Annotated in this window: 12 protein-coding genes; 6 read left to right on the top strand and 6 right to left on the bottom strand. The window is 73.0% G+C overall.

Going from position 1 to position 12,909, the window contains the following annotated elements; genetic code table 11:
* Positions 1-31: 31 nt before the first annotated feature.
* The 5 genes from MQE23_RS36570 to MQE23_RS36550 all read right to left on the bottom strand — a co-directional run bounded on the left by MQE23_RS36570 (position 32) and on the right by MQE23_RS36550 (position 5,544).
* A complete protein-coding gene (locus MQE23_RS36570; RefSeq protein ID WP_243381358.1) occupies positions 32-901 on the bottom strand; it encodes an SGNH/GDSL hydrolase family protein in 870 nt (289 codons plus the stop codon).
* Positions 898-2,100, bottom strand: a complete 1,203-nt coding sequence (locus MQE23_RS36565; protein WP_243381357.1) for a glycosyltransferase — start codon at positions 2,098-2,100, stop codon at positions 898-900. Before MQE23_RS36565 ends, MQE23_RS36570 begins: the two co-directional genes overlap by 4 nt.
* Positions 2,097-3,224, bottom strand: a complete 1,128-nt coding sequence (locus MQE23_RS36560; RefSeq protein WP_243381356.1) for a glycosyltransferase family 1 protein — start codon at positions 3,222-3,224, stop codon at positions 2,097-2,099. Before MQE23_RS36560 ends, MQE23_RS36565 begins: the two co-directional genes overlap by 4 nt.
* A 208-nt stretch (positions 3,225-3,432) precedes the next feature.
* The gene (locus MQE23_RS36555; RefSeq protein WP_020275479.1) at positions 3,433-4,851 is read right to left on the bottom strand and encodes a hypothetical protein; all 1,419 of its coding nucleotides are present in this window, start codon (positions 4,849-4,851) and stop codon (positions 3,433-3,435) included.
* Between the two features lie 300 nt (positions 4,852-5,151).
* Positions 5,152-5,544 (bottom strand): ankyrin repeat domain-containing protein, encoded by a 393-nt coding sequence (locus MQE23_RS36550; RefSeq protein ID WP_020275478.1) that lies wholly within the window; start codon positions 5,542-5,544, stop codon positions 5,152-5,154.
* Between the two features lie 298 nt (positions 5,545-5,842).
* Between MQE23_RS36550 and MQE23_RS36545 the strand changes: the two genes are divergently transcribed.
* Together MQE23_RS36545 and MQE23_RS36540 are read left to right on the top strand one after the other, a co-directional pair.
* Positions 5,843-6,037 (top strand): hypothetical protein, encoded by a 195-nt coding sequence (locus tag MQE23_RS36545; RefSeq protein WP_003988891.1) that lies wholly within the window; start codon positions 5,843-5,845, stop codon positions 6,035-6,037.
* 53 nt (positions 6,038-6,090) lie between these two features.
* Positions 6,091-7,773 carry a hypothetical protein gene (locus tag MQE23_RS36540; RefSeq protein ID WP_243381355.1) on the top strand — a complete coding sequence of 561 codons (1,683 nt, stop codon included), beginning with the start codon at positions 6,091-6,093 and terminating at the stop codon, positions 7,771-7,773.
* A gap of 43 nt (positions 7,774-7,816) precedes the next feature.
* On the opposite strand, the gene MQE23_RS36535 is transcribed toward MQE23_RS36540, so the two are convergent.
* Positions 7,817-9,316: a PLP-dependent aminotransferase family protein gene (locus MQE23_RS36535; protein ID WP_243381354.1), complete on the bottom strand. Its 1,500-nt coding sequence runs from the start codon at positions 9,314-9,316 to the stop codon at positions 7,817-7,819.
* A gap of 98 nt (positions 9,317-9,414) precedes the next feature.
* Here MQE23_RS36535 and MQE23_RS36530 point away from each other — a divergent pair, with 98 nt between their 5' ends.
* The 4 genes from MQE23_RS36530 to MQE23_RS36515 all read left to right on the top strand — a co-directional run bounded on the left by MQE23_RS36530 (position 9,415) and on the right by MQE23_RS36515 (position 12,869).
* Positions 9,415-10,068: a hypothetical protein gene (locus MQE23_RS36530; RefSeq protein ID WP_243381353.1), complete on the top strand. Its 654-nt coding sequence runs from the start codon at positions 9,415-9,417 to the stop codon at positions 10,066-10,068.
* A complete protein-coding gene (locus tag MQE23_RS36525) occupies positions 10,065-10,832 on the top strand; it encodes a glycerophosphodiester phosphodiesterase (RefSeq protein ID WP_020275475.1) in 768 nt (255 codons plus the stop codon). The genes MQE23_RS36530 and MQE23_RS36525 overlap by 4 nt, the downstream gene beginning before the upstream one ends.
* A gap of 49 nt (positions 10,833-10,881) precedes the next feature.
* Positions 10,882-12,228 (top strand): MFS transporter, encoded by a 1,347-nt coding sequence (locus tag MQE23_RS36520; RefSeq protein WP_243381352.1) that lies wholly within the window; start codon positions 10,882-10,884, stop codon positions 12,226-12,228.
* A gap of 266 nt (positions 12,229-12,494) precedes the next feature.
* On the top strand, positions 12,495-12,869 hold the full coding sequence (locus tag MQE23_RS36515; protein WP_010046329.1) for an RNA polymerase-binding protein RbpA: 375 nt from the start codon (positions 12,495-12,497) through the stop codon (positions 12,867-12,869).
* Positions 12,870-12,909: the final 40 nt, after the last annotated feature.

Raw genomic sequence — 12,909 nt, 5'->3', positions numbered from 1 at the left:
ACCGGCCGGCCCCCGTCGGTCGCTGCCGCGGTCAGGCCGCGTCCGGCTGCTCCGCCACCGACAGGGCGGCGAGCGCGGCGGACACCGCCGCGGAAGCCCTCAGGTCGAGCCGGGCGCTCGTGCCCCGGGCGCGGTGCCGGACCTCGTCGGCGGCGAGGGTCAGGAGCTGGGGCAGCAGGTCGGTGCACCGGCGGGCCACCCAGCCGGTGCCCGCCGTGGCCAGCCACCACAGGCTCGCCGACCTGGTCGGGGCGGGGAACTCGGGCTCGGGCGAGGGCGCGGGCCCCGTCGCGAGGCCGTGTTCCTCGAGCAGCGCGTGGAAGCGCAGGGCCAACTGCCGGTGCCCGCGCTCTCCGGGGTGCAGCCGGTCCGCGCTCCACAGGGCGCGGTCCGTGATCCAGTCGCCCTCGCGGGCGTGCAGGTGCACGGCTCCGTACCGGTCGGACAGCGCGTGGACGACCGTGTTCACGGCCCGCTGCCGCCGCGCCAGCGGGTGGGCGAGTGCCCCCGGCAGCCCGAGCATCGTGCCCGGGTCGGGCAGGCAGGCGGTGAGCAGGACCGCGCCCTGCTCGGTGAAGGCCGCGTACACCTGGTCGAGCCGGGCGGCCACGGCCTGGATGTCGAAGGTGCAGCGCAGGGTGTCGTTGACGCCGATGACGACGGACACGAGGTCGGGCTTCAGGGCCAGCCCGGCGGGCAACTGCCGCTCCAGCACGTCCCGGGTCTGCGACCCGCTCACCGCGAGGTTGGTGAAAGCGACCGGCTCCTCGGCGAGCCCGTCCGCGAGCAGCGCGGCCCAGCCGCGCCAGGCCCCGTCGCCGACGGGATCCCCCACGCCCTCGGTGAGCGAGTCCCCGAGGGCCACGAAGCTCACGGGCCCCTCGAACCGCGGGGGTCTCATGCCACGCCCCCGGGCACGAAGGGCGGAACCGGACGCACAGGGACGGCCGCGTCGTGGGCGGCGAGAAACGCGTCGACCGCCGCGTCCCACCCGAAGCACTCCGCACGCGCCCGTGCCCGCTCGCGCCGGTCCGCCTCCAGGCGTTCCAGCAGCAGGTCCACGGCGTCCGCGAAGGCCTCCCCATGGTCCGCCGCGACGGCTCCGGCGGAGCCGATCACCTCCGGCAGCGCGGACGACGCGCTCGCCACCACCGGCGTGCCGCACGCCATGGCCTCCAGCGCGGCGAGCCCGAACGTCTCGGCCGGCCCCGGTGCCAGGGCCACGTCGGCGGACGCCTGGAGCGCGCCGAGCAGCCCGCGGTCGGAGACGTGCCCGAGGAAGGTGACCGGCAGGCCGCTCTCCCGGGCCCGCTGTTCGAGCCGGGAGCGCAGCGGTCCGTCCCCGGCCACCACCAGCACCGCCCGGCGTCCACGCCGCCGCAGCGCCTCCAGGGCGTCCAGCGCCGTGCCGGGCCGCTTCTCCACGGACAGCCGCGAGCACATCACCAGCAGCGTCTCGTCCACGCGCGCGTGCCGTGCCCGCACCTCCGGATCGCGCAGCGCGGGGTGCCGCTGCACCAGGTCGACGCCCAGCGGAGCGCGGACGACGTTGCGTGCCCCGATCCGCACGAACTCCCGCTCGGCGAACTCGGTGGTGCACACCACGCGCGCGTACGTGTGGGCCGTACGGACGTTGAGGGCGTCGGCGGCACGCCGGGCGGCCCCCTCGGGCAGGCCCCAGGTGCGCAGCACACCGTCGGCGGTCTCGTGGGAGACCATCACGGCCGGGACCCGGGCGCGTCGCGCCCACTTGCCGGTCCACCTGAGGGTCGTACGGTCGGACACCTCCAGCCGGTCCGGCGCGAGCTCCTCCAGGAGCTGGGCCACCCGCCGCTTGTCGGTGAGCACGCGGTAGCCGCCGGTGCCGGGCAGCAGCGGCCCGGGAAGGGTGATCACCCGCCCCTGCTCGGTCTCCTGGTCGGTCATCCGCTCGCCGGGGACCACGAGGACGGGCTCGTGCCCCGCCGCCTTGAAGCCCTTGCCGAGTTCGCGCAGGGCGGTGCGCAGGCCGCCGGACGCGGGCGCGACGAAGTTGGCGAGCCGCACGATCCGCAGCGACTGGCGGCTGCGGCTGCTGTCGCCCGAACGCGAGTGACTCATGCCGCCACCGCCGTCCTGCGCCCGGCGAGCACGTTCGCATAGTGCCCGATCAGCTGGTCTCCGACGGCCGCCCAGGTGCGGCCCTCGACGGTGGCCCGCCCGGCGGTGCCGAAGGCGGCCCGCAGCCCGGCGTCGGCGGCCAGGGCCCGCACCGCGTCCCGTACGGCACTCGCGTCGCGCGGCGGCACCAGCAGGCCGGTGCGCCCGTGGGCGACCAGGTCCAGCGGCCCGCCCGCGGCGGGCGCCACGACGGGCAGGCCGCTGGCCATGGCCTCCTGCACCGTCTGGCAGAAGGTCTCGAAGGGACCCGTGTGCACGAAGGCGTCCAGCGAGGCGAAGACCCGGGCCAGATCGTCGCCGGTACGGCGGCCGAGGAAGACCGCGCCGGGCAGCGCCTGCTCCAGGCCGGGCCGGCTCGGGCCGTCGCCGACGATCACGACCCGGACGCCCTCCAGGCCGCAGGCCCCGGCGAGGAGTTCGACCTGCTTCTCGGGGGCGAGCCGGCCGACGTAGCCGACGATCAGCTCGCCGTTCGGGGCGAGTTCGCGGCGCAGGGCCTCGTCCCGGCGGTCGGGCCGGAAACGTTCGGTGTCGACGCCGCGCGGCCACAGCGCGACCCGGGGCACACCGTGCGTCTCCAGGTCGCGCAGGGCCGCGCTGGACGGGGCGAGGGTGAGGTCGGCGGCGCCGTGCACGGAGCGGATCCGCCGCCAGGCGGCGGCTTCTCCGGCACCCATGTACGTACGGGCGTATCCGGCCAGGTCGGTCTGGTAGACGGCGACGGCGGGGATGCCGAGGCGGGCGGCGACGGCCATGCCGCGCACGCCGAGGACGAAGGGGCTGGCGAGGTGGACGACATCGGCACGGTGCTCGATGAGGGTGGCGGCCAGGCGGCGGCTGGGGAGGGCGACGCGGACCTGGGGGTAGCCGGGGAGCGGGAGGGAGGGGACGTGGACGACGGGGCACGGCGCGTCGGCGTCGGGCTTGTTCCCGGGCGCGGGGGCCGGGGCGACGACGACGGGGGCGTGACCGCGATCGACGAGGTGCCGGGCGGTCTGGAGCGCGCAGTGGGCCACGCCGTTCACATCGGGGGGAAAGGATTCGGTCACGATGACGACACGCATACCGGTGTTCTCGCCGTGCCGGACGTGGCCGCGTCAACGTGGATCTTTCCGGACGAGGAACGTCCTATGAGCGTTCTGAGGCGCACCCGCGCAGGTCAGGCAGCGTCCATACGCTCCTGACCCGCGAGTCACCCCTCGTTCACCCAGGCGGCCTGATTCCGCCCTGGCGCCCTTGCGCAAAGGGGGTCACACGCTCACGCAGAGGGGGTCACACAGCGGTCTCCTCGGGACCGATCCTGCTGCGTACGGCCGTCTGGACCTCGGCCTCCTCGGCCGGGTCGGCCGCGAGCCGGCGCAGTCGCTCGACGACACGGGCGTCTCCGGTCTCGGCGTGCCGGGCGGCGATCTCCCGGGTGGTCTCCTCGCAGTCCCACAGGCACTCGACGGCGAAGCCGGTGGCGAAGGAGGGGTCGGTGGCGGCGAGGGCGCGGGCGGCCCGGCCACGCAGATGGGAGGAGGCGGTCTCGCGGTAGATGTGGCGGAGCACGGGTGCGGCGCAGGCGATGCCGAGCCGTCCGGTGCCGTCGACCAGGGTCCACAGGGTCGGTGCGTCGGGGCCGTCGCCCCGTACGGCTTCGCGTAGCGCCGCGAGGACCAGGTCGCGGTCCTGCGCCCCGCCCCGGCAGGCGAGGACGCGTCCGGCGGCGGCGCCCAGCGCGTCGGGCCGCCGGGCCCAGCCGCGCGCCTGGTCCAGGGCGGCGAGCGAGCGCATGCGTTCGAAGGCGGCGACGGCTGCGTCCACGACGACCGTCGAGCCGGTGGCCACGGCGCCCTCGATCAGACCGAGGACGTCGGGATCGTTGCTGTCGGCGAGGTAGCGCAGGGCGGTGCACCGGGCTCCGTCGCCGCCGTCCTTCGCCGCCTGGATGATCTCGGCCCGGTCCTCGGGGCCCGCCACTGCGGTGAGACAGCGGGCGGCCGGGACATGGAGCGCGGCGCCTCGTTCGAGGCCTTGCTGGGCCCATTCGAAGACGGCCTGCACACTCCACCCGGGGCGGGGGCCGGTCGGCCGCATCTGCCGCTGCCAGCGGTCGAAACAGCCCGTCTCGTGGGCGGCACGCACGCGTGTGGCGATGGATTCGCGGGGGTCCTCGGCCCACAGCCGCCACGGCCGTGGTTCGAAGGCGTCACGGACGGTCGTGGCCAGCTCGGCGTCGCCCTCCGGATCGGCCGGGAACCGCGCGAGGACGGGAGCGGCGAGGGCGCGCAGGCCCGCGTCGTCGTCCCTGAGGGCCAGTTCGTCGAGGGCCCAGGCCCAGTTGGAGCCGTGGGCGGCGTACCTGCGCAGCAGTTCGAGCGCGTCCCGCCTGCCGTAGGAGGCGAGGTGCCCGAGGACGGCGAGGGTGAGCCCGGTGCGGGACTCGTCGGCGTCGAGGACGTCCTCGGCGCCGAAGAGGTGGGCCTCGATCTCGTCGAGCTCGCCGTTCAGGTCGAGGTAGAGGCGGGCGTAGTAGAGGGAGCGGTTCTCCACCTGCCAGTCGTGGCGGGGATCGCGCAGCACGCACTGGTTCAACGCCGCGAGCGCCTCGGGGCGCGGGGCGGTGAGCGCGTGCAGCGTGCCGTCGCCGCGGCCCCGCTGGAGCAGGCCGAGCAGCGTACCGCTGGGCGCTATGACCGGATCGAACATGGGAAACAGCCTCACATCAAGCGTCGACGCAACCGGGGACGTGTACTACCTGGCCGCGCGACAACACGTCGGAGTGCCCGCCGTTTCCTGCTTGCTGTAGACCATCTTCCTCTGCCTCTCGTCGGTGGCCCTTGCGGACCGCTTCACGGCCCGCGCGGTGCGGCAACATCTGCCCAACCATCACGTCCGTGAACCACGTCGTCATGATGACTCGGCACTTCCGTCTGCCGCGACCGAAATTTCGGCGGCCCCGTCCCGCCTCCCCCGTTTTCGTTGTCGTTCCAGGTCAGACTGGCCGGCTCAGCGCTCGCCGAACAGTTCGAGCAATTCCGTCCGGCCGAACATCCGGGCGGTGTCGACCGCCGAGGGGGTGCCGGCGGACGGGTCGGCGCCGCCCTCCAGGAGGGCCTTGATGACGTCCGTCTCGCCCTTGAAGACCGCTCCCGCGAGCGGGGTCTGGCCTCGGTCGTTCACCCGGTCGGCCTCGGCTCCGCGGGCGAGCAGCGCGCGTACCGCCTCGGAGTGGCCGTGGTAGGCGGCGAGCATCACGAGCGAGTCACCGCGGTCGTTGGTGAGGTTGGCCGGAACGCCCGCGTCGACGTACGCCACGAGTGCCTCCGTCTGTCCCCGCCGGGCCAGATCGAAGATCTTGGTCGCCAGCTCCACGACCTCGGGGTCGGGGACTTCGGTCATCGGCCGGACCGCCTCTCACATCACACGTCTGTCGGGTGCGTACGCCTGCGACCGGTGCAGCCGTACGAGTGAATCGCCAGGGTACTGGCTCGCGCGGCACATGACCCGATGTGCCCGAGGTAAAGATCACCACAGACCTGGCCGTGCGCAAGAGCCCAGCGCGACCGAGCCGGGGACCACTCCGTCAGCCAGGGGAAATGGTACGCATTTCACCCAGTTGCACCTTTTATCGTATGGATACATCCTGTGAGCCTGGAAGTACTCATGGTGACTGTCCCCGCGAACCAGGAGACCTCAAATGATCCTCTCCATCTCAGGCGTGGTCCTGCTCGGCATCGTCGTCTTCATCTTCTTCCGCAAGGACGGCCTGAAGGCCTCGCATGCGGTGGTCACGATGCTGTTCGGCTTCTATCTGGCGAGCACGGCCATCGCCCCGAGCATCAAGGCGGGCGGCGAGAGCCTGGCGAGCCTCCTCGGCGGAATCAAGTTCTGACGACGCCGCCCCCCCGTACGCATCCCGCCCGTAGGCACTCTCTGGAGGCAGCAGTGGCCCGGCGCCCCCTCCCCCGCATTCTGAGCAACGGCAGCGCGCAGCTCGTCCGGAGCCGGGAGCTGGCCCGGACGGCGGCCGACAGCGCCACGGACGTCCTCCACCCGCTGATCACGATCACGCGCGGTCTGCGCCGGCTGGCAGCGGCCGGGCGGCGCAGATGGACCGAGACCCCCAAGGAGAGACGGGGTGCGCTGCTGTTCCTGGTGGCCTCCGTGCTCCTGGTCGTGGCACTGCTGCCGTACGGCCCGCTGCTCACCGCCGTCACTCTGATGGCGGCTGCGGCCTGGAAGGGACGGGACCGCACGCCGGCGGCTCCCGAAGGGCCCGACGAGTCGCAGACCGAGCGCCTCCAGGCGCTCTACGAGGCCCTCGTGCCGTACTTCTCCTCCGCCGAGGACCCCGAGCCGCTGTACGCCCACGGCGGCGCGTGGGACAAGGCCTTCCCCACCTACGCGTTCGACGGCGGCGGCCGGATCTCGCACCTGGTGGTCCGCTACCCGGCGTACTTCACCGACGGCGAGGCCGAGGCCCGCGCGCGGATCGAGCACCTGCTCGCATCCAAGTCGGGCCGGGGCCGCGAGTACCACTTCACGTGGGACGAGGAGGGCAACCAGTTGACGGTCAGCGTGCTCCTGCCGCTGCCCGTCGACATCGCCGCCCAGCGTTTCGTCACCACACCCTGCGAGACGGTCCTCGGCTTCACCGACCCCACCGAGGTCCGGCGCACGCTCCCCCTCACCTTCGGCGAGCAGCAGCGGGACGTGCCCCCGGTCGTCTGGCGCACGGGCCTGCGCTCGACCGAGCCCCATCTGCTCGCCCTGGGCCAGCCGGGCAGCGGCACCTCGACCCTGCTGCGGTCCGTCGCCCTCCAGGCCCTCCAGCACGGCGACGTGGTGATCGTCGACGGCGGCGGCACCGGCGAGTACGCCTGCCTGACCGGCCGGGACGGCGTCCTGGCCGTCGAGTGCGGGCTCACCGGGGCGCTGGCCAGCCTGGAGTGGGCCGCGCACGAGACCGAGCGCCGCCTCATCGCAGCCAACCGCGCCCATCAGGCGGGCCACCCGCCGCCCGACGACACCAAGCGTCCCCTGTGGATCCTCCTGGACCGCCCGACCGCGTTCACCCACCTGGCCGCCGCCGACGACCGCGAGGACCCGCAGTCCCTCCTCCAGGTCCCCCTGCGTCACGGTCGCCCGGCGAACGTGACGGTGGTGGTGGCCGACCAGCTCGACTGCGTCGACACCCTCACCGACCCCGTACGGCAGCACACCCGCGCGCGCGTGGTCCTCGGCCCGGCGACGGCCGCCCAGGTCGAGTCCGTCCTGGGCGTCCCCCCGCACACCACTCCCGTGGACCAGGTCCCACCCGGCCGCGGCTACGCCCGCCTGGGCACCGACCCGGTCCACCGCCTCCAGGTCCCGGCCACCCCCAACCCCTACGACGACGCGACGTCCGACGCCCACCGCCAGGCGGTACTGGACCTCCTGCCGCCCCGCACGACACCGGCGGACGGGGAGACGGTGCCCGATCCGGACCCTGCGCAGGGTGAACCGGAGCTGGTAGAACCTGAGCCGGCAGTGCCGGAGCCGGTGGAAGCCGAGCCCGTACCGGTACTGCCGGAGCCGGCAGACCGCAAGCCGGTCCCGGTACTGACGAAAACCACCAAGACGTCCTGACCGCGGTCAGTCAGGCCGATCCCCGCGGCTGCGGGGATCCGTCCTACGCCACGAACGTCCGCGGCGACTCACCGGTCCCCACACCCCCGTCCTCCACGATCCGCGCCGCCGCGGCCAGCCGCACCGCCGCCTCCTCGGCCACCGCACCCCCCACAGTGAACGGCAACCGCACATATCCCTCGAACGCCCCGTCCACGCCGAACCGAGGCCCGGACGGCACCCGCACGCCCACCCGCTCCCCCGCCTCCGCGAGCCGCGACCCGGACAGACCGCCCGTGCGCACCCACAGCGTCAGCCCGCCCCGAGGCACCTCGAACTCCCACCCGGGCAGCTCCCGCCGCACCGCCGCCACGATCTCGTCCCGGTTCTCCCGCGCCTGCTCCCTGCGCACCTCCACGGCCTGCTCCCAGCCCCCCGTGCCGAACAGCCAGTTCACGGCCAGCTGCTCCAGCACCGGAGTGCCGAGGTCCGCGTACGCCCGTGCCGCGACCAGACTGCGGATCACGTCCGGCGCGGCCCGCACCCACCCGATGCGCATCCCGGCCCAGAAGGCCTTGCTCGCCGATCCCACGGTGATCACCGTCGACCCGGCCGGATCGAAGGCACACACCGCCCGCGGCATCCGCACGTCCGGGTCGAGCCACAGCTCGCTCATCGTCTCGTCGGCGATCAGCACGGTCCCCGCGGACCTGGCCGCGTCGACCAGCCGCCGCCGCTGGTCCTCGTCGGCGAGCGCACCGGTCGGGTTGTGGAAGTCGGCGACGACGTAGGCGATCCGGGGCGCGGCGTCCCGCAGGACCTGCCGCCAGCGGTCCATGTCCCATCCGGAGAGCCCCTCGGCCATCGCGACGGGCACGAGCCGGGCCCCGGCCTCCCTCATCAGCTGAAGGATGTTGGCGTACGAGGGCGACTCGACGGCGATGCGCTCGCCCCGCCCGGCGAACAGATGGCAGATCGCGTCGATCGCGCCCATCGCCCCGGTCGTCACCATGATCTGCTCGGGCATGGTCGGTATCCCGCGCGCGGTGTAGCGCTCGGCGATCATCGACCGCAGCGCGGGCAGCCCCGCGGGATAGTCGCCGTGCGTGTGCGCGTACGGCGGCAGTTCCTCCAGCGCGCCCTGCACGGCCCGGGTCAGCCACGGCTCCGGGGCCGGAAGCGCCGCACAGCCCAGGTCGATCATCGAACCGAGGGTCTCCGGCGGCAGCGGTTCCAGCCCACGCGCGGGCAGCGGGTTCCCGGCCGGTACGGCCGTCCAACTGCCCGCGCCGCGCCGGGACTCCAGGAACCCCTCGCTGCGCAGGGCCTCGTACGCGGCGGCGACCGTCGTACGGCTGACGGACAGGGAGAGGGCGAGTTCCCGCTCGGCGGGCAGCCGGGCGGCCACCGGGACCCGCCCTTCGAGCACCAGCAGGCGGACGCCGTCGGCGAGCGCGCGGTAGGCGGGCGGCCGGCGCGTGCCGGGCCCTGCCGGGCGGTCCTGCTGGGAGTTGAGCAGCCGCGCGAGCTGTGCCGCACCCACGGCCGAGGTCCACTGCGCCATGAGAATCAGTCCACCTTCCCCGGATTGGCCATGGATGGCCTCTCCATCCAAGCCACAGGGTGTCATGCATCAGTCCACTACCACCAGGGGGGCACATCATGTCCACGCAGCGGCGGCTCGCCCGACGACTGACGCAGCTCTACGTCGGTCTGGCGCTCTACGGGGCGAGTTCGGCGCTCCTCGTCCGGTCCGGTCTCGGGCTGGAACCGTGGAACGTGCTGCACCAGGGGCTCGCCGAGCGGACCGGTCTGTCGATCGGTGTCGTGCTGACCATCGTGGGCGCCGCGGTGCTGCTCGCGTGGATCCCGCTGCGCCAGCGGCCGGGCCTGGGCACGATCTCCAACGTGCTGGTCATCGGCATGGCGATGGACGCGACCCTGGCCCTGGTGCCCGACGCGCACGGCTGGGCGCTCCGCGTGAGCCTGCTGGTGGCGGGGATCGTCCTGAACGGCGCGGCGACCGGCCTGTACATCGCGGCGCGCTTCGGCCCGGGCCCGCGCGACGGCCTGATGACGGGGCTTCACCAGCTCACGGGCGTCTCGATCCGCCTGGTGCGCACGGGCATCGAGCTCACGGTCGTGGCGACCGGCTTCGCACTGGGCGGCACCGTGGGGATCGGCACCCTCCTCTACGCGGTGGCGATCGGCCCGCTCGCCCAGCTGTTCCTGCGCGTGTTCGCCGTCCCCGTGGCATCCGGCGGCAGCGCGGTCGTTGCCACCGGGCAACCCCGAGGCGCGATACTGCGTCCGTGACCCCGCGGATACGCCACCCCTACCTCGACCATCCCGGTCCGATCGCCTTCGCCCACCGGGGCGGGGCCGCGGACGGCTTGGAGAACACCGTGCGGCAGTTCCGGTGTGCCGTCGAGGCGGGCTACCGCTACATCGAGACCGACGTCCACGCCACCCGGGACGGCGCACTCGTCGCCTTCCACGACGCGACCCTGGACCGGGTGACGGACGGCGCGGGCCGGATCGCCGACCTGCCCTGGCAGGAGGTGCGCCACGCGCGCGTGGCCGGCGAGGAACCGGTGCCGCTCTTCGAGGAACTCCTGGAGACCTTCCCGGACGTGCGCTGGAACGTCGACGTCAAGGCGGAGGCCGCCCTGCTGCCCTTCCTCGACCTGGTCGGCCGGACGAACTCGTGGGACCGGATCCTCCTCGGCTCGTTCTCCGAGGCCCGCGTGGTGCGCGCCCAGCGGCTGGCCGGCCCGCGCCTGGCCACCTCGTACGGCACCCGGGGGGTGCTCAATCTGCGGCTGCGCTCCTGGGGGCTGCCGGCCGCGGTGCGCCGTTCGGCGGTCGCCGCCCAGGTGCCCGAGATCCAGTCCGGCATCCAGGTCGTGGACCACCGCTTCCTCCGCGCCGCCCACGCGCGCGGGCTCCAGGTGCACGTGTGGACCGTCAACGACCCGGAGAGCATGCACCGGCTTCTGGAGCTCGGCGTGGATGGCATCATGACCGATCACATCGACACGTTGCGCAAGGTCATGGAGGACCGCGGCGTCTGGGTCTGAGACCCCCGGCCGGTCGCCCCTGCGCGTTCACGGGGAAGCGAGGGCACGGGTGGGCACCGACACCGCGCGTCCGGAGGCGGCCGACGGGGCTGCCGGCCTGAAGCGCGAGCAGCGCGGCTGGTACTTCTACGACTGGGCCTGTTCCGTCTACTCGACGAGCGTGCTCACCGTGTTCCTGGGCCCCTATCTCACCTCGGTCGCCGAGTCGGCGGCGGACGCCGACGGGTACGTCCACCCCCTCGGGATCCCGGTGCGCGCCGGGTCCTTCTTCGCGTACTCGGTGTCCCTGTCGGTGATCGTGGCCGTGCTGGTGATGCCCCTGGTGGGGGCCGCCGCCGACCGCACGGGCCGGAAGAAGCCCCTGCTCGCCACCGCCGCCTACCTCGGGGCCGCGGCCACGACGGCCATGTTCTTCCTGGACGGCGACCGCTACCTGCTCGGCGGGGCGCTGCTGATCGTCGCGAACGCCGCGTTCTGCGTGGCGATGATGCTCTACAACTCCTACCTGCCGCAGATCGCCCCGCCCGAGCAGCGGGACGCGGCCTCCTCCCGCGGCTGGGCCTTCGGCTACGCCGCGGGCTCGCTGGTCCTCGTAGCGAACCTGGTCCTCTACACCGGGCACGACAGCTTCGGTGTCTCCGAGAGCACGGCGGTCCGCATCTGCCTGGCATCGGCCGGCCTGTGGTGGGGCGCATTCGCCCTCGTCCCGCTGACCCGGCTGCGCGATCGCAGGTCCGCCGCGCGGGAGGCGGCCCTTCCCGGGTTCCGGCAGCTCGCGGCGACCGTCCGCGACATGCGCCGCCGCCCGCTGACCCTCGCGTTCCTGCTCGCGTACCTCGTCTACAACGACGGCATCCAGACGGTGATCTCCCAGGCCTCGGTCTACGGCTCCGAGGAACTCGGCCTCGGGCAGTCCACCCTGATCGTGGCCGTCCTGCTGGTGCAGGTGCTGGCGGTGGCGGGTGCGCTGACGATGGGCCGGCTGGCCCGGACCTACGGAGCGAAGCGCACGATCCTCGGTTCGCTGGTGGCGTGGACGGTGACGCTGGCGGCCGGGTTCTTCCTGCCGGCCGGGGCGCCGGTGTGGTTCTTCGTCCTGGCCGCCGGCATCGGTCTGGTCCTGGGTGGCAGTCAGGCGCTGTCCAGATCCCTGTTCTCCCATCTCGTCCCGCCGGGCAAGGAGGCCGAATACTTCTCCGCGTACGAGATGAGCGACCGCGGAATGAGCTGGCTCGGGCCTCTGCTTTTCGGGCTCACCTATCAGCTGACCGGGAGCTACCGGGACGCGATCATCTCGCTGGTGGGCTTCTTCGTCATCGGGTTCGCCCTGCTCGCGCGGGTTCCGGTGCGGCGTGCGATCGAAGAAGCGGGGAATCCGGTTCCTGACAGGATTTAGCACTCGAAGCGAAAGGGCTGTAGTGTACGCGTTTGGCCTGCCAGGCGTACCGTTACTGCGCGTCAAAGATGCCGAAACGCTGGGTTACATCTGTTAGCAGATGTGACAAACCGGGCGCTGGTGGGTACAACAAGGGCGGCTACGACGGCGACGCATGACCCGGAACGGGACTCGGAACGGGAATCTTTACCGCCGACCGGACGTTGACCGGATGACGACGACAGCGACACCTGTCCTGTGGGCGACAAGCCCGGGAGGCACGATTCATGAGTGAGCGAGCTCTTCGCGGCACGCGCCTCGTGGTGACCAGCTACGAGACGGACCGCGGCATCGACCTGGCCCCGCGCCAGGCCGTGGAGTACGCATGCGAGAAGGGGCACCGGTTTGAGATGCCCTTCTCGGTCGAGGCGGAGATCCCGCCGGAGTGGGAGTGCAAGGTCTGCGGGGCCCAGGCACTCCTCGTGGACGGCGATGGCCCTGAAGAGAAGAAGGCCAAGCCCGCGCGTACGCATTGGGACATGCTGATGGAGCGGCGCACCCGTGAGGAACTCGAAGAGGTCCTCGAGGAGCGCCTGGCGGTTCTGCGCTCCGGGGCGATGAACATCGCGATTCATCCCCGAGACAGCCGCAAGTCGGCGTAAGTCCCTCCGGGGTCTGGCCGAAAGTTACAGCGCGTCAAGG

The sequence above is a fragment of the Streptomyces sp. HP-A2021 genome (assembly GCF_022807935.1).
GTDB classification, from domain to species: Bacteria; Actinomycetota; Actinomycetes; order Streptomycetales; family Streptomycetaceae; genus Streptomyces; species Streptomyces afghaniensis.
Note: the sequence above shows the minus strand (reverse complement) of the source record. Positions and strands in the feature narration are given on the sequence as shown.

Bases quoted from the DNA above. Each gene is read 5' to 3' on its own strand.
- MQE23_RS36535 (WP_243381354.1), bottom strand. From the start codon at position 9,316: ATGGCGCAGTGGACCTCGGCCGTGGGTGCGGCACAGCTCGCGCGGCTG.
- MQE23_RS36515 (WP_010046329.1), top strand. From the start codon at position 12,495: ATGAGTGAGCGAGCTCTTCGCGGCACGCGCCTCGTGGTGACCAGCTAC.
- MQE23_RS36550 (WP_020275478.1), bottom strand. From the start codon at position 5,544: ATGACCGAAGTCCCCGACCCCGAGGTCGTGGAGCTGGCGACCAAGATC.
- MQE23_RS36555 (WP_020275479.1), bottom strand. From the start codon at position 4,851: ATGTTCGATCCGGTCATAGCGCCCAGCGGTACGCTGCTCGGCCTGCTC.
- MQE23_RS36570 (WP_243381358.1), bottom strand. From the start codon at position 901: ATGAGACCCCCGCGGTTCGAGGGGCCCGTGAGCTTCGTGGCCCTCGGG.
- MQE23_RS36565 (WP_243381357.1), bottom strand. From the start codon at position 2,100: ATGAGTCACTCGCGTTCGGGCGACAGCAGCCGCAGCCGCCAGTCGCTG.
- MQE23_RS36560 (WP_243381356.1), bottom strand. From the start codon at position 3,224: ATGCGTGTCGTCATCGTGACCGAATCCTTTCCCCCCGATGTGAACGGC.
- MQE23_RS36530 (WP_243381353.1), top strand. From the start codon at position 9,415: ATGTCCACGCAGCGGCGGCTCGCCCGACGACTGACGCAGCTCTACGTC.
- MQE23_RS36545 (WP_003988891.1), top strand. From the start codon at position 5,843: ATGATCCTCTCCATCTCAGGCGTGGTCCTGCTCGGCATCGTCGTCTTC.